The organism is Aquiflexum balticum DSM 16537, from assembly GCF_900176595.1.
GTDB lineage: Bacteria > Bacteroidota > Bacteroidia > Cytophagales > Cyclobacteriaceae > Aquiflexum > Aquiflexum balticum.
Map to the genome: position 1 here is coordinate 2,370,770 of NZ_LT838813.1, position 21,931 is coordinate 2,392,700.

At 39.7% G+C, this 21,931-nt stretch carries 24 protein-coding genes; 14 read left to right on the forward strand and 10 right to left on the reverse strand.

Translation table 11 applies throughout. The features are described 5' to 3' along the window. Nucleotides 1-54: 54 nt before the first annotated feature. Nucleotides 55-2,307, reverse strand: a complete 2,253-nt coding sequence (locus B9A52_RS10165) for an ATP-dependent helicase (RefSeq protein ID WP_084120321.1) — start codon at nucleotides 2,305-2,307, stop codon at nucleotides 55-57. A gap of 182 nt (nucleotides 2,308-2,489) precedes the next feature. Then, on the reverse strand, nucleotides 2,490-3,338 hold the full coding sequence (locus tag B9A52_RS10170; RefSeq protein ID WP_084120323.1) for a lysophospholipid acyltransferase family protein: 849 nt from the start codon (nucleotides 3,336-3,338) through the stop codon (nucleotides 2,490-2,492). A 122-nt stretch (nucleotides 3,339-3,460) separates the two neighbouring features. Here B9A52_RS10170 and B9A52_RS10175 point away from each other — a divergent pair, with 122 nt between their 5' ends. From B9A52_RS10175 to nadD, 4 genes are all read left to right on the forward strand, one after another. Next, nucleotides 3,461-4,054 carry a sigma-70 family RNA polymerase sigma factor gene (locus B9A52_RS10175; RefSeq protein WP_084120325.1) on the forward strand — a complete coding sequence of 198 codons (594 nt, stop codon included), beginning with the start codon at nucleotides 3,461-3,463 and terminating at the stop codon, nucleotides 4,052-4,054. 83 nt (nucleotides 4,055-4,137) lie between these two features. Beyond that, nucleotides 4,138-4,410 carry an anti-sigma factor gene (locus B9A52_RS10180; protein WP_084120326.1) on the forward strand — a complete coding sequence of 91 codons (273 nt, stop codon included), beginning with the start codon at nucleotides 4,138-4,140 and terminating at the stop codon, nucleotides 4,408-4,410. A gap of 6 nt (nucleotides 4,411-4,416) precedes the next feature. After that, a complete protein-coding gene (gmk, locus tag B9A52_RS10185) occupies nucleotides 4,417-4,989 on the forward strand; it encodes a guanylate kinase (RefSeq protein ID WP_084120328.1) in 573 nt (190 codons plus the stop codon). A gap of 13 nt (nucleotides 4,990-5,002) precedes the next feature. After that, nucleotides 5,003-5,569 (forward strand): nicotinate (nicotinamide) nucleotide adenylyltransferase, encoded by a 567-nt coding sequence (gene nadD / locus B9A52_RS10190; RefSeq protein WP_084120330.1) that lies wholly within the window; start codon nucleotides 5,003-5,005, stop codon nucleotides 5,567-5,569. A gap of 43 nt (nucleotides 5,570-5,612) precedes the next feature. On the opposite strand, the gene B9A52_RS25485 is transcribed toward nadD, so the two are convergent. Continuing rightward, nucleotides 5,613-5,750 (reverse strand): hypothetical protein, encoded by a 138-nt coding sequence (locus B9A52_RS25485; RefSeq protein WP_157370120.1) that lies wholly within the window; start codon nucleotides 5,748-5,750, stop codon nucleotides 5,613-5,615. A 100-nt stretch (nucleotides 5,751-5,850) separates the two neighbouring features. Here B9A52_RS25485 and B9A52_RS10195 point away from each other — a divergent pair, with 100 nt between their 5' ends. Further along, nucleotides 5,851-6,807, forward strand: coding sequence for a hypothetical protein (locus B9A52_RS10195; protein ID WP_084120332.1), 957 nt, complete (start codon nucleotides 5,851-5,853; stop codon nucleotides 6,805-6,807). 89 nt (nucleotides 6,808-6,896) lie between these two features. Here B9A52_RS10195 and B9A52_RS10200 read toward each other — a convergent pair whose 3' ends face one another. Both B9A52_RS10200 and B9A52_RS10205 read right to left on the reverse strand, forming a co-directional pair. Beyond that, a complete protein-coding gene (locus B9A52_RS10200; protein WP_084120334.1) occupies nucleotides 6,897-7,508 on the reverse strand; it encodes an RNA polymerase sigma factor in 612 nt (203 codons plus the stop codon). After that, nucleotides 7,499-8,635 (reverse strand): glycosyltransferase, encoded by a 1,137-nt coding sequence (locus B9A52_RS10205; RefSeq protein ID WP_084123462.1) that lies wholly within the window; start codon nucleotides 8,633-8,635, stop codon nucleotides 7,499-7,501. Before B9A52_RS10205 ends, B9A52_RS10200 begins: the two co-directional genes overlap by 10 nt. 136 nt (nucleotides 8,636-8,771) lie before the next feature. On the opposite strand from B9A52_RS10205, the gene tgt reads away from it, so the two are divergent. The 4 genes from tgt to B9A52_RS10225 all read left to right on the forward strand — a co-directional run bounded on the left by tgt (nucleotide 8,772) and on the right by B9A52_RS10225 (nucleotide 12,592). Beyond that, entirely contained in the window at nucleotides 8,772-9,902 is a 1,131-nt protein-coding gene (gene tgt / locus B9A52_RS10210; RefSeq protein WP_084120336.1) for a tRNA guanosine(34) transglycosylase Tgt, read from the forward strand. A 114-nt stretch (nucleotides 9,903-10,016) separates the two neighbouring features. After that, nucleotides 10,017-11,090 carry an LptF/LptG family permease gene (locus B9A52_RS10215; RefSeq protein WP_084120337.1) on the forward strand — a complete coding sequence of 358 codons (1,074 nt, stop codon included), beginning with the start codon at nucleotides 10,017-10,019 and terminating at the stop codon, nucleotides 11,088-11,090. Continuing rightward, nucleotides 11,091-12,011 carry a DMT family transporter gene (locus B9A52_RS10220; RefSeq protein ID WP_084120339.1) on the forward strand — a complete coding sequence of 307 codons (921 nt, stop codon included), beginning with the start codon at nucleotides 11,091-11,093 and terminating at the stop codon, nucleotides 12,009-12,011. It begins immediately after the preceding gene. Between the two features lie 287 nt (nucleotides 12,012-12,298). Continuing rightward, nucleotides 12,299-12,592 (forward strand): DUF4143 domain-containing protein, encoded by a 294-nt coding sequence (locus B9A52_RS10225; protein WP_084120340.1) that lies wholly within the window; start codon nucleotides 12,299-12,301, stop codon nucleotides 12,590-12,592. Nucleotides 12,593-12,605: 13 nt separating this feature from the next. On the opposite strand, the gene B9A52_RS10230 is transcribed toward B9A52_RS10225, so the two are convergent. The 5 genes from B9A52_RS10230 to ispE form a co-directional block, all read right to left on the reverse strand. Beyond that, nucleotides 12,606-13,028, reverse strand: a complete 423-nt coding sequence (locus B9A52_RS10230; protein WP_084120342.1) for a type II toxin-antitoxin system VapC family toxin — start codon at nucleotides 13,026-13,028, stop codon at nucleotides 12,606-12,608. Next, nucleotides 13,009-13,254: a ribbon-helix-helix protein, CopG family gene (locus B9A52_RS10235; protein ID WP_172805195.1), complete on the reverse strand. Its 246-nt coding sequence runs from the start codon at nucleotides 13,252-13,254 to the stop codon at nucleotides 13,009-13,011. The genes B9A52_RS10230 and B9A52_RS10235 overlap by 20 nt, the downstream gene beginning before the upstream one ends. A gap of 106 nt (nucleotides 13,255-13,360) precedes the next feature. Continuing rightward, nucleotides 13,361-13,693 (reverse strand): type II toxin-antitoxin system PemK/MazF family toxin, encoded by a 333-nt coding sequence (locus B9A52_RS10240; RefSeq protein ID WP_084120346.1) that lies wholly within the window; start codon nucleotides 13,691-13,693, stop codon nucleotides 13,361-13,363. After that, nucleotides 13,680-13,922 (reverse strand): ribbon-helix-helix domain-containing protein, encoded by a 243-nt coding sequence (locus B9A52_RS10245; RefSeq protein WP_084120348.1) that lies wholly within the window; start codon nucleotides 13,920-13,922, stop codon nucleotides 13,680-13,682. Before B9A52_RS10245 ends, B9A52_RS10240 begins: the two co-directional genes overlap by 14 nt. A gap of 40 nt (nucleotides 13,923-13,962) precedes the next feature. Further along, on the reverse strand, nucleotides 13,963-14,769 hold the full coding sequence (ispE, locus tag B9A52_RS10250) for a 4-(cytidine 5'-diphospho)-2-C-methyl-D-erythritol kinase (RefSeq protein WP_084120350.1): 807 nt from the start codon (nucleotides 14,767-14,769) through the stop codon (nucleotides 13,963-13,965). Nucleotides 14,770-15,456: 687 nt separating this feature from the next. On the opposite strand from ispE, the gene ilvD reads away from it, so the two are divergent. From ilvD to B9A52_RS10275, 5 genes are read left to right on the forward strand one after another with little or no spacing between them, the layout of a single operon-like run. Continuing rightward, nucleotides 15,457-17,136 carry a dihydroxy-acid dehydratase gene (ilvD, locus tag B9A52_RS10255; protein ID WP_084120352.1) on the forward strand — a complete coding sequence of 560 codons (1,680 nt, stop codon included), beginning with the start codon at nucleotides 15,457-15,459 and terminating at the stop codon, nucleotides 17,134-17,136. 14 nt (nucleotides 17,137-17,150) lie between these two features. Next, entirely contained in the window at nucleotides 17,151-18,833 is a 1,683-nt protein-coding gene (ilvB, locus tag B9A52_RS10260; RefSeq protein ID WP_084120354.1) for a biosynthetic-type acetolactate synthase large subunit, read from the forward strand. Nucleotides 18,834-18,849: 16 nt separating this feature from the next. Further along, nucleotides 18,850-19,359: an acetolactate synthase small subunit gene (gene ilvN, locus B9A52_RS10265; protein ID WP_084120358.1), complete on the forward strand. Its 510-nt coding sequence runs from the start codon at nucleotides 18,850-18,852 to the stop codon at nucleotides 19,357-19,359. Nucleotides 19,360-19,371: 12 nt separating this feature from the next. Next, nucleotides 19,372-20,415: a ketol-acid reductoisomerase gene (ilvC, locus tag B9A52_RS10270; RefSeq protein ID WP_084120360.1), complete on the forward strand. Its 1,044-nt coding sequence runs from the start codon at nucleotides 19,372-19,374 to the stop codon at nucleotides 20,413-20,415. 3 nt (nucleotides 20,416-20,418) lie between these two features. Continuing rightward, nucleotides 20,419-21,930, forward strand: a complete 1,512-nt coding sequence (locus B9A52_RS10275) for a 2-isopropylmalate synthase (protein ID WP_084120362.1) — start codon at nucleotides 20,419-20,421, stop codon at nucleotides 21,928-21,930. Nucleotide 21,931: the final 1 nt, after the last annotated feature.

Sequence of the window (21,931 nt, forward strand, 5' to 3'; positions counted from 1 at the left end):
TGTCCGCCCATTTCTTACATTGTTAATTATAAAAAACTTTTTAATGGGGATTAATTATTCGATTATTCGAAGCTTCGCAAAGCTAAGTAATAAAGTTTTCTCACCAAAATTATCAAATTGAATTGTTGCTTTTCTGTTAATGCCTTCTATTTCAATTTTTTGGACAGATCCAAAGCCGAATTTTGGATGCTCTACCTTCATGCCTGCTGCCAAATTGTTGGTATTGGATGGTTTGAAATCCGGGCTTGGGGTATGTACTTTTGCGGTGGTCATCGGTCGGACATTCGGTTTTTGGAGCCCTACAAATCCTGACCTTCCCTCGCTGCTTTCATTTCTAAAAGCTCCTGCCATGGAGGCGGATAATTTTTTGTTGACCCTGATACACATAGGATCAACTTCCTCCAAAAACCGACTGGGTTCGCAATTCAGCAATCTACCAAATCTATAACGGGTAGTGGCATAAGTAAGGTATAATTTTTCCATGGCACGGGTGGAGGCAACATAAAACAGTCTTCTTTCCTCTTCCAAATCTTCCCTGCTCTGCATCATCATTTGGGAAGGAAACAGATCTTCTTCCATTCCCACTACAAAAACCTGCTTGAATTCCAATCCTTTTGAAGAGTGGATGGTCATCAAGGTCACTGCATCAGTGGTGTCTTTGTCCCGGTCATTATCTGTCAATAAGGCTATTTCCTGAAGAAATGCTCCCAAACTCTTATCTTCATTTTCAGGATTGTCCACATACTCTTTGATGGCATTGAGGAGTTCCTGTACGTTTTCATAGCGGTTTAAGCCTTCAATGGTCTTGTCCTCATAGAGTTCGCGAAGGAGTCCTGACTGTTTGGCAATAGAGCTGGCAGCATCAAAAGCATCCTTTCTTTCCATCTCAATGGAGAAACTTTTAATCGTGGTCGAAAAATCATCCACAGCATTGGCAGCCCGACCACTCAAAAAATTATTGGCATTGGTCAATACTTCCCAAATCGGGATGTCATGATCATAAGCTGCCACTAATATTTTTTCAACTGTTGTATCTCCGATTCCCCTTTTTGGGTAATTGATAATTCTTTTAAATGCTTCTTCATCATCCCTATTGACCACGAACCGCATGTAAGCCATCAGGTCCTTGATTTCCTTCCTTTGGTAAAATGACAGTCCCCCTACGATTTTGTAGGTAATGTTCATTTTTCTCAATGCTTCCTCCATGGCCCGCGATTGGGAGTTGGTGCGGTATAAAACCGCAAAATCACTGTTGTTGAGTTTTTTGTTGTTTTTCTCTTCAAAAATAGTGGTGGCCACCATTCTGCCTTCTTCATTATCAGAACTTGCCTTGATCAGTTCAATTTGATCCCCTTCATGGTTTTGGGTCCAGATGTCTTTTTTGAGTTGGGCTTTGTTTTTGGCAATGATGCTGTTGGCAGCTTGAACAATATTTTTGGTGGAACGGTAATTCTGCTCCAATTTGACCACAAATAGGTCGGGATAGTCTTTCTCGAAATTGAGGATATTCTGTATGTCGGCTCCTCGGAAAGCGTAGATACTTTGGGCATCGTCACCGACCACACAGATGTTTTGGTGGACTGCGGCCAGTTTTTTGGTGATCAGGTATTGGGAGACATTGGTATCCTGAAACTCATCCACCATGACATATTTGAAGCGCTGTTGGTATTTGTTCAATATATCCAAATGGTCTCTGAAAAGTACATTGGTATTGAAGAGCAGGTCATCAAAATCCATCGCTCCTGATTTGAAAAGTCTTTTTTGGTAGATCTTATAAATCTCCCCCATTTTGGGTTTCATAGCCGCTTCATCATCGGCTTTGATAAAGGGATCATTGAGGTAGGTTTCCCAGGAGATCAGTCTGTTTTTTGCCCCGGAAATCCTGGAAAGCACGGTATTGGGTTTGTAAACCTTATCATCCAGTTTCATTTCCTTGACCACACTCCGGATAAGGGATTTGCTATCATCGGTATCGTAAATGGAGAAATTTGATGGATAACCGATCTTTTCTGATTCGACCCGGAGAATTTTGGCAAAAGTGGAGTGGAAAGTCCCCATCCAAGTGTTTCTTGCTTCGAGACCGATCAGTTTCTCGATCCGGTTTTTCATTTCAGCCGCAGCCTTGTTGGTAAAAGTAAGGGAAAGTATATTGAAAGGATCCACCCCCTTGGCATGGATGAGATGGGCAATTCTGTAAGTCAAAACTCTCGTTTTGCCCGAACCTGCTCCAGCGATGATCATCAGGGGTCCATCAGTATGTTCTACCGCTTCTCTTTGTGGGGGGTTAAGTCCTTTTAAGTAATCCATTTCAAATCCAAAATTTCAATAAGCTTCAAAGGTAATTGAAAATCTACCGGGAAGGAAGGTTGAATTTCCTCAATATTAAGTAGTAGGTGTTTTTTGTCTAAGTAAAACACTAACCTGATGTAGAAGATTTCAATGTGATAGTAGGGTATTTGGTTTTGATTATAAACAAACCATATTCATGGTTACTCCCCTTTTTTCCACTTCCACCTGTTATGGCTCCAAAGATAAAGTTCGGGATATTCTCTGATGTTGGCTTCCAAGAGTCTGATAAACTCATCCGTGATGCTGTGGTCCGGTTCGTCTAAATATGGCGGAGTACCGATTATCTCATAATTGAATATGTAATGACCTCTTTTTGGCTTACTGACATTTGAATAGAAAACAGCATGATTGAATCTTTTTGTAAGTTTTTCCGCACCTTCAAAAAAAGCCGTTTCCCTGTTCATAAAATTCGTCCAATATCGTATTTCTCGGTTGTTGGGGCGCTGATCTGCTGCAAGAACTATGCACCTTGGCTGCGCCCGTTTTCGTAGATAATCTTTTTGAAACAAATCTTTTTCGACCATAGATCCTCCAAACCTTGTCCTGATTTTCATCATCAACTTTTCGAAAAACGGGCTTTTTACTTTTGTATATACCACATCTAATTTGTTGGAGACATTCGCCATCATTTGCTGCAAGTGCATTTCCCAGTTGAAAAAATGTCCTGTCAGACCAATGATTACCTGACCATTTTGAATGGCTTCCAAAACGATTTCTTTATTTTCAATTTTGACCCTTTTGTCCAAATCTTCTTTTGAAATAGTGTACATTTTGATGATTTCGGCAAAGGAATCTGTAAGGTTTCGGTAAAATTTTTTAGCAATCTTTTTCCGTTCTTTGTCAGACTTTTCTGGAAATGCATGCAATAAATTATCAAAAATGACTTTTTGTCGGTATTTCAAAACGTGGTATCCTAATAGATATAGGATATCTGAAAAAAAATACAATATCCAAAAGGGTAAATATGATATTAATTTGATTAGAAACATGTCTTTAGGTTTGGCCTCCGAAATCTGAAATCCTCAATTCGGGTTTTCAAAATAAGCCAAAAGCCCTGACTTTATTCAAAAAAATTAGCGTTAAATTCACCTATTGATTACTTTTGAACCTTATGTCTGAAGTCCAGAGAAAAAAATATTCCGATAAGGAAAAGAATTCCATTTTTGATCAGGAATTTATGCCCCACATAGATTCCATGTACAATTTTGGATATAGACTTACCTTTGATGAAGATGACGCCAAAGACCTTGTGCAAGACACTTATCTTAAGGCTTACCGCTTTATCAATTCTTTTGAACAGGGGACAAATGCCAAGGCTTGGCTTTTCAGGATCCTTAAAAACTCCTTTATCAACGATTACAGGAAAAAAAGCAAACAGCCTGCGAAAATTGATTATCAGGAAGTTGAAACCTACTACAATTCTGAAGATGTAGACTATGGCATCACCACAGATTTGAGGGTGGATGCGGTGAAGGATATGCTCGGAGATGAGATTTCCAATGCTCTAAACAGCTTGGCAGTAGATTTTAGGACAGTTATTATTCTATGTGATTTGGAGGGATTTACTTATGAAGAGATGGCCAAGATTCTGGATATTCCCATTGGCACTGTCAGGTCAAGGTTACACAGGGCAAGGAACTTATTGAAGGAGAAATTGCGTTCGTACGCTCAGGACATGGGGTACAAAACTGATGAAGAAGAATAAATCACTCTTTTTTTAAACAAAAGGAACTATCTCATAGAAAAATAACATTGAAGAGAAAAGTAAGGATTACCAATTAAATTATCATGGACAAAAACTTAGAATCACCCGGAGATAGGAAATTGTCGTGTTCTGACGTCAGCAAATGCTTTGAGTTATTGGAAAGCATCTTGGACGGAGAGGAAATTCCAGGTTCTCAGGAGATACTTAAAGAAAAATTGGCAAAATGTCAACCTTGTTTCCAACACTTCCATTTGGAAAAGGCCATCAAGGAAGTGTTGCGGACAAAATGTACCAAGCATTCGGTACCCGGTGATGTCATTGCAAGTATCCGTGAAAAAATTCAGGATATTAAATAGGTTTTTATGACGAAGGGAAAAGCGATAATTTTTTCTGCACCCTCAGGTTCAGGTAAAACCACCATAGTCCGACATCTTCTTCAAAAATTCCCTAACCTCGGTTTTTCAATTTCAGCTTCAACAAGAGATAAAAGAGGAAGAACTGAACAACACGGCAAGGATTATTATTTTTTGACCCCAGAGGAATTCAAAGCCAAAATAGATCAAAATGATTTTATAGAGTGGGAGGAGGTCTATGAAGGTAATTTTTACGGTACTCTTAAAGAAGAAATACAAAGACTTTGGGACAGTGGCAAACATGTGATTTTTGATGTGGATGTCAAGGGAGGCATCAATCTTAAAAAATATTTTGGTGATAAGGCCTTGGCCATTTATGTGAAAGTCCCTTCATTGGAGGTTTTACATGAAAGATTGAAAGACAGAGGTACTGAATCTGAAGAAAGTCTTTCGAGAAGGTTGTACAAAGCCAAATTTGAATCCACCTTTGAAGATAAGTTTGATACGACCATCTTGAATGACGATATCAATAAATCATTTGCGCAGGCAGTAAAACTTGTAGGAGATTTTATCTCCAAATAAAAACCCGTTCGTTTTGAAAATAGGATTGTTTTTCGGATCTTTTAATCCAATTCACATAGGCCATTTGATCATCGCCAATGTGATGCAGGACAGAGCAGACTTAGATGAAATCTGGTTTGTGGTCAGCCCGCAAAATCCATTGAAGAAACAAACATCTCTGATACATGAGTTTGATCGGCTTAAGATGGTAGAGCTCGCCATCGCCGATCATTTTTATTTTAGGGTATCAGATGTGGAATTCCACATGCCCCGCCCGAGTTATACGATTGATACGCTCACCTATTTATCAGACAAACATCCCCAACATGATTTTAAACTGATAATAGGTGGAGATAATCTGACCCATTTCCACAAATGGAAAAACCATGAGACCCTCCTAGAGGAATACGGACTGTATGTCTATCCGAGACCGGGAGAGCAAAACAAAATGGATCATCCGAATATACGGTATGTTGAAGCGCCTTTGATGGATATTTCAGCTACTTTTATTCGGCAGACTATCAAAAGTGGTCATTCAGTCAAATATCTCTTGCCTCAAGCTGTGGAGGATTATATAAGAGATAAGAAGCTTTTTTTCTAGAATAGCTTACTTTTTAAATCACCTCGGTTATACCAAATTAACCTTAAATAAATCCCAAAGATTTGAGCAGTAGTTTTTGGTTTTTGATTAATGGATACCCCTCTTTGGAAAGTGGCAAATCCCATCCCATGAACAGCCCTTTCCTGCTTAATGTCGGCCATGTTGGTTCTGATTTCCTCAAAAAATGAGTTTTTTAGTGTTTGCAGGAATAAATCAGCAATTTATTGTAAATATTTCAAGTATTGTTGGTAAATTAAAGGGTGTTTTTAAGGGTCAATATTATGAAATACCTTTTATTTTTAATAGCTGGTTTTTGTTTGTGTTCCTGTCAGAATGATTCAGAACAGGAACCTATCATTGATTTGGGACCAAGGCCTTATTCTGAAAGAGAGACTCTGAAGGCATTAGAAAAACATCCTGCATTTATAGATGTCGCTGTGGTTCCAAAAGAGGGATCTGATCCGGAATATTTTTTTGTACTTGAGCTGGAAAGTCACGAGGAACCCAAAATTCTGAGTCCTGTTGAATCAAAGATGGTTTGTGAATTTTATTTTACTTCCGGTTCAGTTGAAAATTGTCCTTCGCTATATCACTATCTGTATTTGCAACTGGGAAATAGGAATCCCTTGGAAAGGGTATATGTGGCAGTTTCAGGAGAAATTAAAGCTTCGCATCAATCAGATGAATTACCCGGAGCTCCATTTATTTTGAATAAACTTGAAAAAATAACGCATTGTCAGGCTACTTGGGCAGAAAGAAATTCAGAAGAAGTTTTAACAGATATTCCTTGGAGATTTGTAGGGTTCATTGATAATTCAGATCAGATTTATTCTCATCCTGCCTGTGAAGACCAAAATTTCCAATTATTTTTTAGAAGTGAAATAGATCCCGTTGACCCGCCATTTCTAATTGGTGATGACCCCGCGATAAAATATTTTTTCATTAAGTCCTCCGTTTGGGTTCGCCAAAAACCCGGAAGTTGGATTAAGGTTTACACGCAAACACAAGAAAACAAGATCGCAATTTCTACTGCCCTCTTTCCCCTTTTAACAAACCCCGGTCCTGCCATTTTGCCATCAAACAACTATAATATCCTTACCCGTGAAGTGATAAACAAATATGATAGTTTACAACTTTTGTTAAGGCAGGGAGACGAGATTGAATATAATATCAAAAACAATTTGATGAAGTTATATAACCCAAAAAATGATCTGGGGGCACTTTTTGTAAAAGACTGACTGATCTAGGTTTAATTCTGATTTTTTAAAGCCACTTATTTCCAGAATAGTATTTTTCAGTCAATTAATTTGAGTTAGATGGGACATTATCAAATATGTCTTTCCTTACCTTGCGCTATCTCATATAAAAGCTCTCTCGATCTGTGCAATTGTGCCTTAACGGTACCCAATGGTTTTTCCAATTCCTGGGCAATTTCCTCATAAGACAATTCATCAAAATATCGAAGCTGTACTAACTTCCTGTATTTGGCTGGCAGTTTATCCACAAAAATCCTTACCATCTCAATCCTTTGTGATCTGATATATTCATCCTGAGGATTATTGTCATCGTCCTCCACATCTATGGTGACAGCATTTCCGCCATCGTCACTCATGGTAGTGTTGAGACTCATGGTCTTTAACTTTTTCTTTCGAATAAAATCTATGGTATTGTTAGTGGCTATTCTGAAAAGCCAGGTACTGAATGTATAATCCTTTTTGAATTTGTGGAGATTTTTGAATGCTTTGGCAAAAGCCTCCATGGTCAGATCTTCCGCATCATCTGCGTCCCTGATCATTTTGAGAATCATAAAATAAACCGCCTTTTTATAGCGCTTCATCAACATGGCATAGGCTTGCTGATCTTTGTCAATGACAGCTTTGTCAATGAGATCAAAATCCTCTAATGCCTTGTTTGAAAATCCTCTTTCGTTTATTTCCATTTAACTTTTCTTGACTTATATCCAAATGCACCTAAAACCCAAAAGTATCCTATATAAACCAGATCGAAAAACGCTGACCAGAATACTTGAACTTTTCCTTCCAGTTTTTTCCTTGCCGATCGGAATACTGTTGTAATCAATATTGATCTTACAACAATAATACCCAATACTAAGAGTAAATGTTCCCATTGTTTATTTATTCCTAAAAAAATCAACAAACTGATACCCGAAATCCAAAAGATTAAATGTGAAAAGGCATACCAGCCCACTTTTAATTTGTTTTTTCCTTTATAATATTTTCCTGCATGGAAGTGTCTTTTCTTTTGTGAAAAGTATGTCTTCCAGGTAGTTTTCGGTTCAGATAGCGTAATACTTTCAGGATTGACCACGACTGCGGTGTTTTTTCCATTGGCATAGAGATTTACAAACAGATCATCGTCGCCACATTCTATTTGCCACAATCCTTTAAATGCTTTCTTATCCATAAAGAAACTTCTTCGGTAGCACAGATTTCTTCCAACCCCCATAAAAGGAGCATTCCAAAGTGCAAAGGAAATATATTGTATTCCGGTCCACAGGGTTTCGAATTGGATCCATTTATTGAGAAAACCCCCTTTTGAATCATATTGGGAAAATCCCAAGGAAAATATTTTTCCACCGGTTCTTACAGGCGCAGTCATCAAGGAAATCCATTTTTCCGAAACCGGCCAACAATCGGCATCGGTCAAAAGAAGCACATCGTTTTTGGCTACCTTGATACCTAAAGTCATGGCATATTTTTTTGAGGTGACGTGACTGGGGGTATAATCCACTGTCACGGTCCTTAATTTGGGATACACTTCCATGAGTTTTTCCAATATCCTTTTAGTGCCGTCATAGGAGCGGTCATTGATTACCATCACCTCAAAATTGGGGTAATCCTGCTCAAAAAGTATGGGAATGAGTTTCTTTAAATTGGTTCGCTCATTGTGCGCGGCGATAAGAACTGTTACCCCTTCTTTTTCCGAGGAATCGGGTCCAGGATTTGGTCGGTGAAAAAATGACAGTCTTCCGAATAAAATCAGGATATAAAATAGCTGGATTGCCAGTCCCACGAAAAAAACGATCCACAAAATTTCTATTATCATCCGATTATTATTGATGGGCAAATATAAAATCAATTTGAGCATTCATTTAAGAATAAGCTTATATTTTTGTGATTGGAAATAATGATAAAATATCCCGATACGATTATTATGGAAATCAGAGGAGAATCAAATTCGGATGAAGTTTAAACTTGAAGTAACAGACCCAAAAAGTAAGGCAAGGGCAGGCATGCTTACCACTGCCCACGGAGAAATTGAAACCCCGATTTTTATGCCTGTAGGCACGGCAGGTTCTGTCAAGGCCGTCCATCAGCGGGAATTGTCTGATGATATACATGCCCAGATTATTTTGGGAAATACCTACCATCTCTATCTCAGGCCAGGTTTGGATGTTCTGGAAAAAGCAGGTGGATTACATAAGTTCAACGGTTGGGGCAAACCGATTTTGACGGACTCCGGTGGTTATCAGGTTTTTTCTCTGGCAAATAACAGAAAACTCACCGAAGAAGGGGCGATTTTCAAATCCCATATAGACGGATCCAAGCATGTGTTCAGCCCGGAAGGGGTAATGGATATTCAGAGGATTATCGGTGCAGATATTATCATGGCTTTTGACGAATGTCCACCCTATCCCTGCGACTACGAGTATGCAAGAAAATCCATGGAGCTGACCCACCGTTGGCTACAGCGATGTATAGATAGATTTGACAGCACAAAAGGCAAATATGGATATGAGCAAACCTTGTTCCCAATTGTGCAGGGGAGCGTTTTCAAAGATCTGAGAAAACAATCTGCGGAGTTTGTGGCCTCTTGTGAAAGAGATGGGAATGCCATCGGAGGGCTTTCAGTTGGGGAACCAGCTGAAATGATGTATGAAATGACCGAAATGGTCACTGATATTCTTCCAAAAGACAAACCCAGATACCTGATGGGTGTGGGAACTCCAGCCAATATCCTTGAGGCAATAGCTTTAGGGGTGGATATGTTTGATTGTGTGATGCCGACAAGAAATGCAAGGAACGGTATGCTTTTTACCTCAGAAGGTATCATCAATATCAGAAATGAAAAATGGAAAGAGGATTTCAGCCCGATAGACCCTTATATCAATTCTTACGTAAGTACATTTTATTCCAAAGCTTATCTCAGACACTTGGTCATCAGCAAAGAAATATTAGCAGCACAGATAGCCAGTATCCATAATCTGAGTTTTTATCTTTGGCTTGTTGGGCAGGCCAGAGAACAAATAAAAATCGGAAAATATGCTGATTGGAAAAACCTGATGGTAGAAAAAGTAAGCAGGAGATTGTAAACATGAAATCGAGCATGACGAAAACGTCAAACTTTAAAATGATTATCTGCCATGCGAGATTCCATAGCCAGCCCCGACTAATCGGGGTGGCCATTGAAAGAAAATTATAATCACATGAAAATTCTCGACAAACTCATTATCAAAGATTTTCTCAAGACCTATTTTTTTGTGGTCCTGATGCTGATCATGATTGTCCTGGTATTGGATTTCACTGAAAAAAATGACGCGTTTATCAGAAATAATGTGCCTGCCAAGCATATACTCGTCTATTTGGGCAATTATGGGCTTTATCTCAACAACCTGTTGACTCCGATCACGGTGTTTATTTCCGTGATTTTCATTACCTCAAAAATGGCAGGGAGAACTGAAATCATCGCAATTTTAAGTAGCGGAACAAGTTTTGTGAGGATGTTATGGCCCTTCTTTATCGCTGCATCTATGATAGGCGTGGCCAGTTTTTTACTTAACGGTTGGGTTCTGCCCGGTGCAACAGCTGGAGTGACCGAATTTAAATCGCGCTGGTTGGAGGAGGATAAGTTCTATACACAGCAGAACATCCATATTAAAGTGGCCCCGGATCTATATGCTTATATTTCAAGATATTATACCTCGGGTAATACCGGATATAATTTCACTTTGGAACAGATCAGAGATGGGGAATTATTGGCCAAGCTTTCTGCCGACCGTATAGTGTGGGATACAGCAATCAATTCCTGGTCAGCAAAAAACTGGCGGATGAGAGTCCTTACGGATGAAGGCGAGGAATACACAGTGGGAGAGACGATGGATACTTTATTATCCATCACACCTAATGATTTTGATCTTCCCAGCAATCATCATGAAACATTAAAGTTACCCGAGCTTAGTAGACTGATTCATGTTTTGGAGGATAGGGGAGCGGATAATGTCAATTACTATAAGATTGAAAAATATGTCAGGTTCATGTCACCATTTGCAGCGATAATCCTGACTTTCATTGGGGTGATAGTATCATCCCGAAAAACAAGAGGGGGGTCAGGGTTTCAGATTGCTTTGGGATTTTTACTGGCATTTATTTATATCATCATGTTTCTTTTGTCCAGGACCTTTGCAGAGGCGGGCACTACTTATCCCATTTTGTCGATTTGGTTGCCAAATATTGTTTTTGCCCTTACAGGATTACTGCTGTACAAAACTGTCCCGCGCTAAATGGAAGATCAGCCCATAATCAAAGATTATCTGATGCTCCATTTTACTGTATTGATCTGGGGGTTCACCGCTATTTTGGGGCTGTTGATCAGTATTGGATCTTTGGAGTTGGTTTTTTTCAGGACGATGATAGCCACATTGATTCTGGGACTGCTATTCATTTACAAAAAAACTCCCATTCGTATTCCTCAAAAAGAGCTGATTAAAATTGTAGTAACCGGGTTTATTATTTCCCTGCACTGGATTCTCTTTTTTTGGGCTGCCAGGATCTCTACTGCATCTGTATGTCTTGCGGGGATGGCGACCACCTCGTTATGGACAGCTTTGTTGGAGCCTATCGCCAACAAGAATAAGGTCAAGCCATTTGAAATATTTTTGGGTCTGATGGTTATAGGAGGGTTGTATGTGATATTCAGGTTTGAATTGGACTATTGGTTGGGTTTGGTGATGGCGATTGGTTCTGCATTCTTAAGTGCCGTCTTCACGGTTATCAATGGCAGGTTGACCAAAAGGCACAGTCCCTATATTCTGACTTTTTATGAGATGTTCGGGGCATTTGTTTTTGCGGCTTTGCTGTTACCGTTTTATGGCTATTTCTTTGCTTCGAATGGCCTTCAATTGATTCCCACTACGATGGATTGGTTATGGTTATTGATATTAAGCGGGATTTGTACGGTCTATGCTTTTTCGGTTTCCGTGGAATTGATGCGGCGGGTCACGGCCTTTGCTGTCAACCTGACCATTAACTTGGAGCCGGTTTATGGGATCATCTTAGCTGTCTTGATTTTTGGGGAAAAAGAAAAGATGACCGGAGGTTTTTATTTGGGTACTTTGATTATTTTGATTTCGGTGTTGATGTATCCGGTGTATAATTATTGGAATAGGAGAAGAATTTTGAAAAAGAATCCATTGGGGGTTTAAAGGCTTTTTTTTGAAATTTTTTCCTGATCCAAAAAGGTATCTCTGTTTAAAAAACCGTCGCAGTTTTTCCGAGTTTATATTGGGCTATAAAATCTTTTGAGGTTGGTGCGGATACCGTTCCGGATTTGGCTGTGGCCACAAGTAATTTACCTTTAGTAAATTACTAAAAGTAAATTATTTTAATCTCATAGTCCAAAAAACATAACTTTACGGGAATGTAATCCCTTAAAGTTATAACTTTACGGGAATATAATCCTTTAAAGTTATATATCAGAGACTTCACTCCTTTGGCATTAAGGCAAGATGTAGGTGGTCTTTGGGAAAATTTTTTGGTCAGTGAACGGAAAAAGCAGAACTCTTATAAAGAAAGTTTGGAACGTAGCTATTTTTGGAGAACCAAGCAACAGCAGGAAATCGACTATGTGGAGGAATTGGCAGGTAAACTAACTGCCTATGAATTCAAATGGAACCCCAAGAGAAATGTAAATTTCCCAAAAACCTTTACAAAAGAATATAGAAGTAAAAACCTCTTGGTCAACAAAGGAAATTTCAGGGAGTTTGTCGGAAGTAGAAATTGGTAAAGAGCCATAGGTACTATTTCTCCTTTTCAAGAAATACATTTCTCAAGTATTTATTTCTGATGTTTCTGTAGATATAAAAATCAGCATCTATACTGACGATTTCCTCAGTCGAGATTAATTCACTGGCTACCATTAGGCTTGCGTCGGCTAAATCCATAGGGACATCTGAATATTTTTCGGTATAGTGAATGATGATTTGAATATTTCCTTCCGACAAATCTACAAGGTGGAGTCCACCTCTTCTAATCCATTCCAAAAGGTTAAGCTGTGCCATGACACTGAAATCCAACATATGGCAAGCTTCAGTGATGACAGGCCAAGTTGCCCAGTAAGTGGCATCGTTGTCCTTTAAAAAGTCTATAATTTTCGCATGATAACTATCTCTTTTGTTGAACAGCGCAATAAGAGGCCCCGCATCAATGAGTAAATTTCGCATTCAATTTCTCCTTTATTTTTTCTTTAAAGGTGCTCGAAAGATTTTCTTCTCCTTCAGCTATTCCAAATAAATCTTTGCCTAATTCAAATGCTGAAAAAGAAGATTTACTCTTATCAAGATAAGCGGTTAAGGCATCTTTTACAATTTTTGATTTGGATACCCCTTCTTTTTTACTGAGAAATTCAAGTTTTTCCTCCAATTCTTTATCCAATCTGACGTTTAGCATGAGCATGTATTTTTGTAACACAAATGTAATACAAAATTATGGCTGAATCTAAAGAATCTTAAATGAATTTATGGGATTTAAAATTTTTATAACTGAATGTAAAATTTTACAGCCTCATCAAATCATCTAAAGTCTCAAGTGCTTTTTCCAATTCATTGGAGGAAATTTCACCTATTTTCCTGACCAACCTCTCTTTGGAAATTGATCGGATATGGAACATCATCAACTCTGAACTTTTGGTCAATCCGTTTCTATCATTGGGTTCTATTACAGGATTCCCTTGATAGTTTTTGATTTTGGAAGTAAGTGGTGCCGAAATTACCACAGGTAAATATTTGTTGAGCAAATTGCCACTCAAAATGACAATTGGCCTGAACCCTGCCTGTTCACTTCCTTTGGTTGGATTCAGGTCTGCAAACCAGATTTCACCCTGCTTCATCCTCTATTTGTTTCAAATAGTCCGCCATTCCTTCTTCAGCCATCAGTAAAATATCCTCATCTTCGGCTGCTGATTTATAGGATTTGACATAGGCAGATCTCTTCAAATGTTCCAAATAAAGATTTAGCGCATTTTCAATCAATTTGTTTTTGGGTAGCTCCAACTTCTTTGCCTGTTCAGCAAGTTTTGCCAGCAGTTCATCGGGAAGGGAAGTAGTGAATGTTGCCATTTCTTATTTTTGATACGTAAATATAAAACATATTTATATTTTATAACAATCCTTCAAATGAAAAGTAAGTTTCAGGCCAGGAAATTTCTTTAGGGGCTTCACCAAACAATCCAAATACTGCCGATCCCGACCCTGACATCGCTGCATAATAAGCACCCATCTCATAAAGTTGATTTTTGATACTAGCCAATTCCTGATACATGGGAAAAATACTGGCCTCAAAATCATTGACCAAATGCGCTTTCCATAAGGTTTTATCTGCCAATATCTCCTTTAAGGATTCATTTGGTTTTTTGGGATTAACACCTGCATAAGCTTCTTTGGTGCCGATATGTATCGGTGGCTTGACCAATAGGATATGGTCTCCTTTCAGGTCGACTTCGACCGGTTCCAATATTTCCCCTCTTCCTGTAGCAATCTTGGGCGTATTTTGAATGAAAAAAGCGCAATCACTTCCAAGCTGTGCCGCATATTCCTCCAAAAACCAATCCTCCAAATAAAGTTCAAAAAGCTTGTTCATCAGTGTCAAAGCAAATGCTGCATCAGCAGAACCACCGCCTAATCCTGCACCCATTGGGATGTTTTTCAGCAGATGTATATGCACATGGGGAAGATCATTGAAATCCTTTCTCAGTAATTTTAAAGCCTTTAGAATTAAATTATCCTTCTCATCGCCAGGAATAGCAAGACCGGAAATATTAAAAACTGTCTTTTTGTCGACAATCATTTCCAATGCATCATAAAGCGGGATAGGAACCATACAGGTTTCGATGTCATGGTATCCGTCCTTTCTTTTTGCAGTAATGTGTAAACCTAAGTTGATTTTGGCATTTGGGAAACAGATCATTGATACGGTATTTGTTTGAAGACTGTAAATATGATTATAAAAAAGAAATCCTTGAAGTGAGAAGGCTGTCCAATTTTGAAAAATAACAATACATGAAGATTATGAGGAAGAAAAATGACACACCTCTCTCTATAATTTCCACGAACAATGGTATTCTTTATCATATGCGCAAAACATCGGTCATCGGTCATCTGACATCCAATAATCAATACTTTTTAGATTTGATCAAGTTTAAAACAAAGAGTTGTTGAATATTCATCATAATAAAATTTTAATTAAAAAAAACTCAATAAAATTCATTAGAGATTGAAAATAACGAAAATTGATATAATGTTTTGAAATAACTAAAAACTTTTCAAAAATTTAAATTTATATTCTTTCAATTGATTGATATACAATAGTAAATTTTTATAAAAATATAAAAAGCAGTCTTAAAAATCATTTTTCTGTTTAAAAAAAGAAACTAAATATTGTAAGTATGGAAATTGGGGTTTAATATTGTGTCAACAAAATCAAAAAGAAATCATAACCACATGTTTAACATAGTCACTCCCTTAAGTTTTATTATTCTCATTTGTAATAAATGACGGGGCGCTAGACTATATTTGACAAACAACCATACAAATGTAAGTGCCTCAGATGATGAGGCATTTTTTTTTGTAGCTCTTAAACCTACCTAAAGTAACCATGAGTTTGAAAAAACACAGTTGGGAAATCAGTCAGAACGAAGAACATCCCGCAGGAAAAGCCATGTTATATGCCACGGGCATGTCTGACAAACAAATGAATCAGCCTTTTGTAGGGGTAGCCAGTTGCGGCTATGAAAGTAACCCCTGCAATATGCACCTCAATGACTTCGCCGGTCTGATCAAGGAAGCTTCTGCTACTTATGGTCTGACCGGTTTGGTTTTTAATACCATTGGGATTTCTGACGGGATTTCAATGGGTACCTCAGGTATGAGATATTCCCTTGTCTCCAGAGAAATCATAGCAGACTCCATTGAATCCTTTATTCTTGGACATTCTTTTGATGGCTGTATAGCTGTTGCAGGTTGTGACAAAAATATGCCAGGAGCAATAATGGGAATGTTGAGAATCAACCGGCCTTCCATCATGGTCTACGGTGGTACTATCCGTTCCGGTATTTATAAAGGTGAAAAGCTCAATATTGTTTCTGCTTTTGAAGCCTATGGGAAAAGAGTAAAAGGTGAATTGGGAGATGAAGATTATGACGGCGTGATCCGAAATGCCTGTCCGGGTGCAGGTGCCTGCGGGGGAATGTACACTGCCAATACCATGTCCTCGGCGATCGAGGCCATGGGGATGTCTTTGCCTTACAGTTCATCCACTCCGGCCACTGCAGACGAAAAAGTAAGGGAATGCAAAGAGGTTTCAGAGTATTTGAAAATCCTTTTGGAAAAGGACATCAAACCAAAAGATATCGTCACAAAGAAAAGTCTTGAAAATGCAGTTACGGTTGCCGTCGCCTTAGGTGGCAGTACCAATGCAGTATTACATATTTTGGCCATTGCCAAGACAGCAGGCGTTGATTTCACCCTGGACGATTTTAAAAGGGTCAACCATGCTACACCGTTGTTAGGGGATTTCAAACCCTCAGGTAAGTTCTTGATGGAAGATTTGTTTGAACAAGGTGGTCTTCCTGCATTTATGAAATACCTGTTGAACAATGGCATGCTACACGGAGATTGTATGACCGTTACGGGCAAAACCTTGGCTGAAAATCTAGCCAACATTGATCCTGTAGTTCCTTCCATGGTTAATGTGATCCACCCAATTGAGCGACCATTAAAGGAGACAGGCCATTTGTGCATACTCAAAGGCAATCTAGCACCCGAAGGATCCGTAGCGAAAATCTCCGGAAAAGAAGGGAAATCCTTTACCGGTCCAGCCAAAGTTTATGATTCGGAACTGGAAGCCAATGAAGCAATTAAAAATAAGCAAGTCAATAAAGGAGAAGTTATTGTCATCAGATATATCGGCCCCAAAGGTGGACCGGGAATGCCTGAAATGCTCAAACCAACTTCCATGATCATTGGAGCGGGATTAGGTTCAGATGTAGCATTGATCACTGATGGAAGGTTTTCCGGGGGCACACATGGCTTTGTGGTAGGACACGTAACTCCTGAGGCTTATTCAGGCGGTCCGATTGGACTTCTCAGAGATGGGGATATCATTACCATTGATGCTGATTCTCTCAGTCTGAGCTGTGAAGTAAGTGATGCTGAAATGGAAGCAAGGAAAAAAGTTTGGAAAAACAAAGATCTGAGTGACCTTCAAGGTACTTTGAAAAAATACAACAAGTTGGTATCATCTGCCTCCGAAGGCTGCGTGACCGATCAATTTTAATAAATTAAGCAACCATGATAAGAGGAGCAGATATCGTAGTAAGATCTCTGATAGCTGAAAATGCGGAATACATTTTCGGTTATCCTGGAGGTGCCATCATGCCTGTTTATGATGCCCTTTATGATTATGCGGACCAGGTGAAACATGTTTTGACCCGACACGAACAGGGGGCTATCCATGCAGCACAGGGTTATGCCCGAGTTTCCGGTAAAGTTGGAGTTGCCTTGGCTACTTCTGGTCCTGGTGCTACAAACCTGATTACCGGATTGGCTGATGCTTTGATTGACAGTACGCCATTGGTGTGTATTACCGGGCAGGTAGCTGCACATCTGTTGGGAACTGATGCTTTTCAGGAAACAGATATGGTCGGTATTTCCATGCCTGGGACCAAATGGAATATTCAGGTAAGATCCGTAGAGGAAATTGCCCCTGCCATTGCCAAAGGATTTCATATTGCGAGGTCGGGAAGACCGGGTCCTGTTTTGATAGATATTACAAAAAATGCTCAAGTGGAATTTGGGGAGTTCAATTACGTACCTTGTTTGGGGATCCGTTCATATAGGCCGTATGTTACCATAGAGATGCCCAAAATACAGGCAGCAGCAACTTTGATCAATGAATCAGAGCGGCCTTTTGTCCTTTTTGGTCAGGGAGTAGTCATAGGTAAGGCTGAGGAAGAGCTGAAGTCATTTTTGGATAAAACAGGTATTCCTGCGGCTTCTACACTTTTAGGATCGGGATCTTTGCCTGAAAGTCATCCTTCTTATGTGGGTAAATTGGGAATGCATGGCAATTACGCACCAAATATGCTGACCAATAAATGCGATGTGCTGATCGCAATAGGTATGCGCTTCGATGACAGGGTTACCGGCGACTTAAGAAGATACGCCAAGCAGGCCAAGGTAATTCACTTGGAGCTAGACCCTGCTGAAATCAATAAAAATGTGAAATGTACGGTGCCCATATTGGGTGATTGTAAGCAAAGTTTATCCATGCTAATTGAAGCAGTCAAGCCGAACAGCCACCCCGAATGGATGCAGCGATTCAGGGAATTTGAAAATGAAGAAAGGGAAGCAGTAATGGGCAAGGATCTCTATGCCACCCAAGGTGGATTGCATATGGGAGAGGTGATCAGATTGATCAATCAGTACAAAGAAGATGATGCCGTATTGGTCACTGACGTAGGTCAGCATCAGATGATTGCATGGCGCTATTTTGATTACAAAAAAACCAGGACACAGGTTACATCAGGTGGTTTGGGAACTATGGGTTTTGCCCTTCCTGCGGCACTTGGTGCCCAATTACACAATTATAACCGACAGGTAATCTGTGTAGTAGGGGATGGGGGAATTCAGATGACCATTCAGGAATTGGGTACCATCATGCAGACCAAAGCGCCTGTGAAGGTCGTTTTGCTCAACAACAATTATCTGGGAATGGTACGTCAATGGCAACAAATGTTCTTTGACAAAAGGTATTCTTTCACTGAACTGGAAAACCCTGATTTCATCAAAATAGCTGAGGCTTATAACATCAAAGCTGTGAAAGTTACTGAAAGAGAATATCTCAGTGAGGCGGTCGCTCAAATGTTAATCCATGATGGGCCTTTCTTCCTTGAAGTGGTCGTAGAAAAAGAAGATAATGTATTTCCAATGATTGCCACAGGTTGTTCTGTAGAAGAAGTTAGATTAAGCTAAAACCTAAAAAGTATATATGAATCGTTATACCATTTTAGTTTATACAGAGAATTTCATTGGAATCCTCAATAGGATCACCATTATTTTCACAAGAAGAGGGATCAATATCAGTGCGTTGACCGCTTCTGAAAGCAGGTTGGATGGAATACACAAAATTACTATTGAAGCCACTGTCACGGAAGAGCAGATTATTCAACTTGTAAACCAAATTGAAAAAATAATCGATGTCATCAAAGCTTACTACTTCATGGATGATGAGGTGGTTTATCAGGAGATCGCTTTGTATAAAATCCCTATAGATAGCCTTGATCCCCAATTGGAAAAAGTAATCAGGCAGTTCAATGCACATATCATTGCTGCGGAGAAGGAATTTGTGGTGCTGGAATTTACCGGTCATAAGGAAGATACACAGGCATTGTTGGAAATACTCAAACCCTTCAACCTTTTGGAGTTTTCCCGTTCGGGAAGGGTGGCCATTGCCAAACCAAAGTTTTCTGTTCAAGAATATTTAAATAATCAAACCTAATAAAATAACACTATGAAACTGAAATTCGGATCAGTAGAAGAAAATGTAGTAACCAGAGAGGAGTTTCCTTTGGAGAAAGCTAGAGAAGTATTGAAAGATGAAGTAATTGCCGTCTTGGGCTATGGAGTCCAAGGACCCGGTCAGGCACTCAATCTTAAAGACAATGGCTTCAACGTCATTGTTGGCCAAAGGAAAGGCTCTAAAACCTGGGACAAAGCTGTTGCTGATGGTTGGGTTCCCGGTGAAACATTGTTTGAACTGGAAGAGGCCTGTGAAAAAGGCACCATCCTTCAGTTCCTACTTTCAGATGCAGGTCAGATTGCAGCATGGCCCATGGTGAAAAGACACCTTACTCCGGGCAAGGCACTTTATTTCTCCCATGGATTTGGAGTGACCTACAAAGAAAAAACCGGTATTATCCCTCCAGCAGACGTAGATGTTATTTTGGTAGCGCCCAAAGGCTCCGGGACTTCTTTAAGAAGAATGTTTGTGGAAGGCAGAGGTTTGAATTCTTCTTATGCCATCTTCCAAGATGCAACCGGAAGGGCCAAAGACAGGGTAATCGCATTGGGAATCGGTGTAGGTTCAGGCTACCTTTTTGAAACTGACTTTTACAGGGAAGTTACTTCTGATTTGACAGGAGAAAGAGGGACTTTGATGGGAGCGATTCAGGGAATTTTTGCTGCACAATATGAAGTATTGAGAGCAAATGGTCATACACCTTCTGAAGCTTTCAATGAAACTGTTGAGGAATTGACTCAAAGTCTGATGCCATTGGTAGCAGAAAACGGAATGGACTGGATGTACGCCAACTGTTCCACCACGGCACAAAGAGGAGCTTTGGATTGGTGGAAGCCTTTCAGAGATGCTACCAAGCCGGTTTTTGAAGAATTGTACAACAGTGTGAAGACCGGAAAAGAGGCGCAAAAGTCCATTGATTCCAACAGCAAGCCAGATTACAGAGTGAAGTTGGAAGCTGAATTGAAAGAATTGAGAGATTCTGAAATGTGGCAAGCAGGAGCAACTGTCAGAAAATTGAGACCAGAAAACAATTAAAAGATGAGTGAAAAGCTTTGGATATTTGATACTACTCTCCGGGATGGGGAGCAGGTTCCGGGTTGTCAGTTGAACTCCCAGGAAAAGATAGTAGTGGCTAAAGCTTTGGAAGCACTTGGAGTGGATATCATTGAGGCTGGATTTCCAATATCCAGCCCCGGTGATTTCAATTCAGTGGTTGAAATTTCCAAAGCGGTTTCTAATCCTATCATCTGCGCCCTTTCAAGAGCAGTAGAGAAGGATATACAAGTAGCTGCCGAGGCACTGAAATATGCCAAGAAAGGCAGAATTCATACTGGGATAGGTGTATCTCCTTATCACATTCAATACAAGTTAAGGTCAACTCCTGAAAACATCATTGAAAGAGGAGTAAAGGCCGTCAAGTATGCCAAAAGTTTTGTGGAGGATGTGGAGTTTTATGCTGAGGATGCGGGAAGGGCAGAATTGCCTTTTTTGGCCAAAATCATAGAAGCAGCCATCAAAGCCGGGGCAACTGTTGTCAATATTCCAGATACTACAGGATACTGTCTTCCCGAACAATACGGAGCTATTATCCGCTATTTAAAGGAAAACGTCTCCAATATTGACAAAGCCATCATTTCCACTCATTGTCATAATGATCTTGGTATGGCTACGGCTAATACCATTGCAGGGGTTCAGAACGGGGCAAGACAAGCTGAACTGACCATCAATGGTATCGGTGAAAGAGCAGGTAACACTTCTATGGAAGAAGTGGTCATGGCTATCAAGTGCCATCACGATATCCCTGTCTATACTAATATCCAAACAGAAAGAATATATGGAACGAGCAGGCTGATTTCCAAGTTGATGAATATGCCTGTCCAACCTAACAAAGCGATTGTTGGAAGAAATGCCTTTGCGCATTCTTCAGGCATCCATCAGGATGGGGTATTGAAACACCGGGAGAATTATGAAATCATTGATCCCAAAGAAGTCGGTGTACATGAATCGTCGATAGTATTGACTGCAAGAAGCGGGAGGGCAGCCTTGAAACATCATTTAGATGGTTTGGGTGTGGAGTTGGAAGGTGAAGCATTACGGGAAGTTTATGAGGATTTTCTGACCTTGGCTGATTCCAAGAGGGACATTGGTCCAAAAGATCTATTGGCCTTGGTCGGTAAATATTTGGATGAGTCCTCATTTATCGAATTGGGAAAGGTGAGCTATCAGTCCAATGGGGAAATCAGTGCCACAGTCGAACTGAAAGTTGGCGAAAAAGCATTTGAATCCAAAGCAGCAGGCAATGGTCCTGTAGATGCTGTGCTGAAAGCCATAGAAAAAATAGTAAAGCCTGATATCGTATTGGAGGAATTTCTGATTCAGGCCATCACTGCAGGAAGTGATGATGTGGCCAAGGTCCATATGCGTCTGATGAAAGAGGATAAGCCCTATTATGGTTTTGCATCCAATTCAGATATCGTATTGGCTTCCGCCCAGGCATATGTAGATGCCTTAAATAAAATACCTGTCAAAGACAAAGTGATCCTAGAGTAAA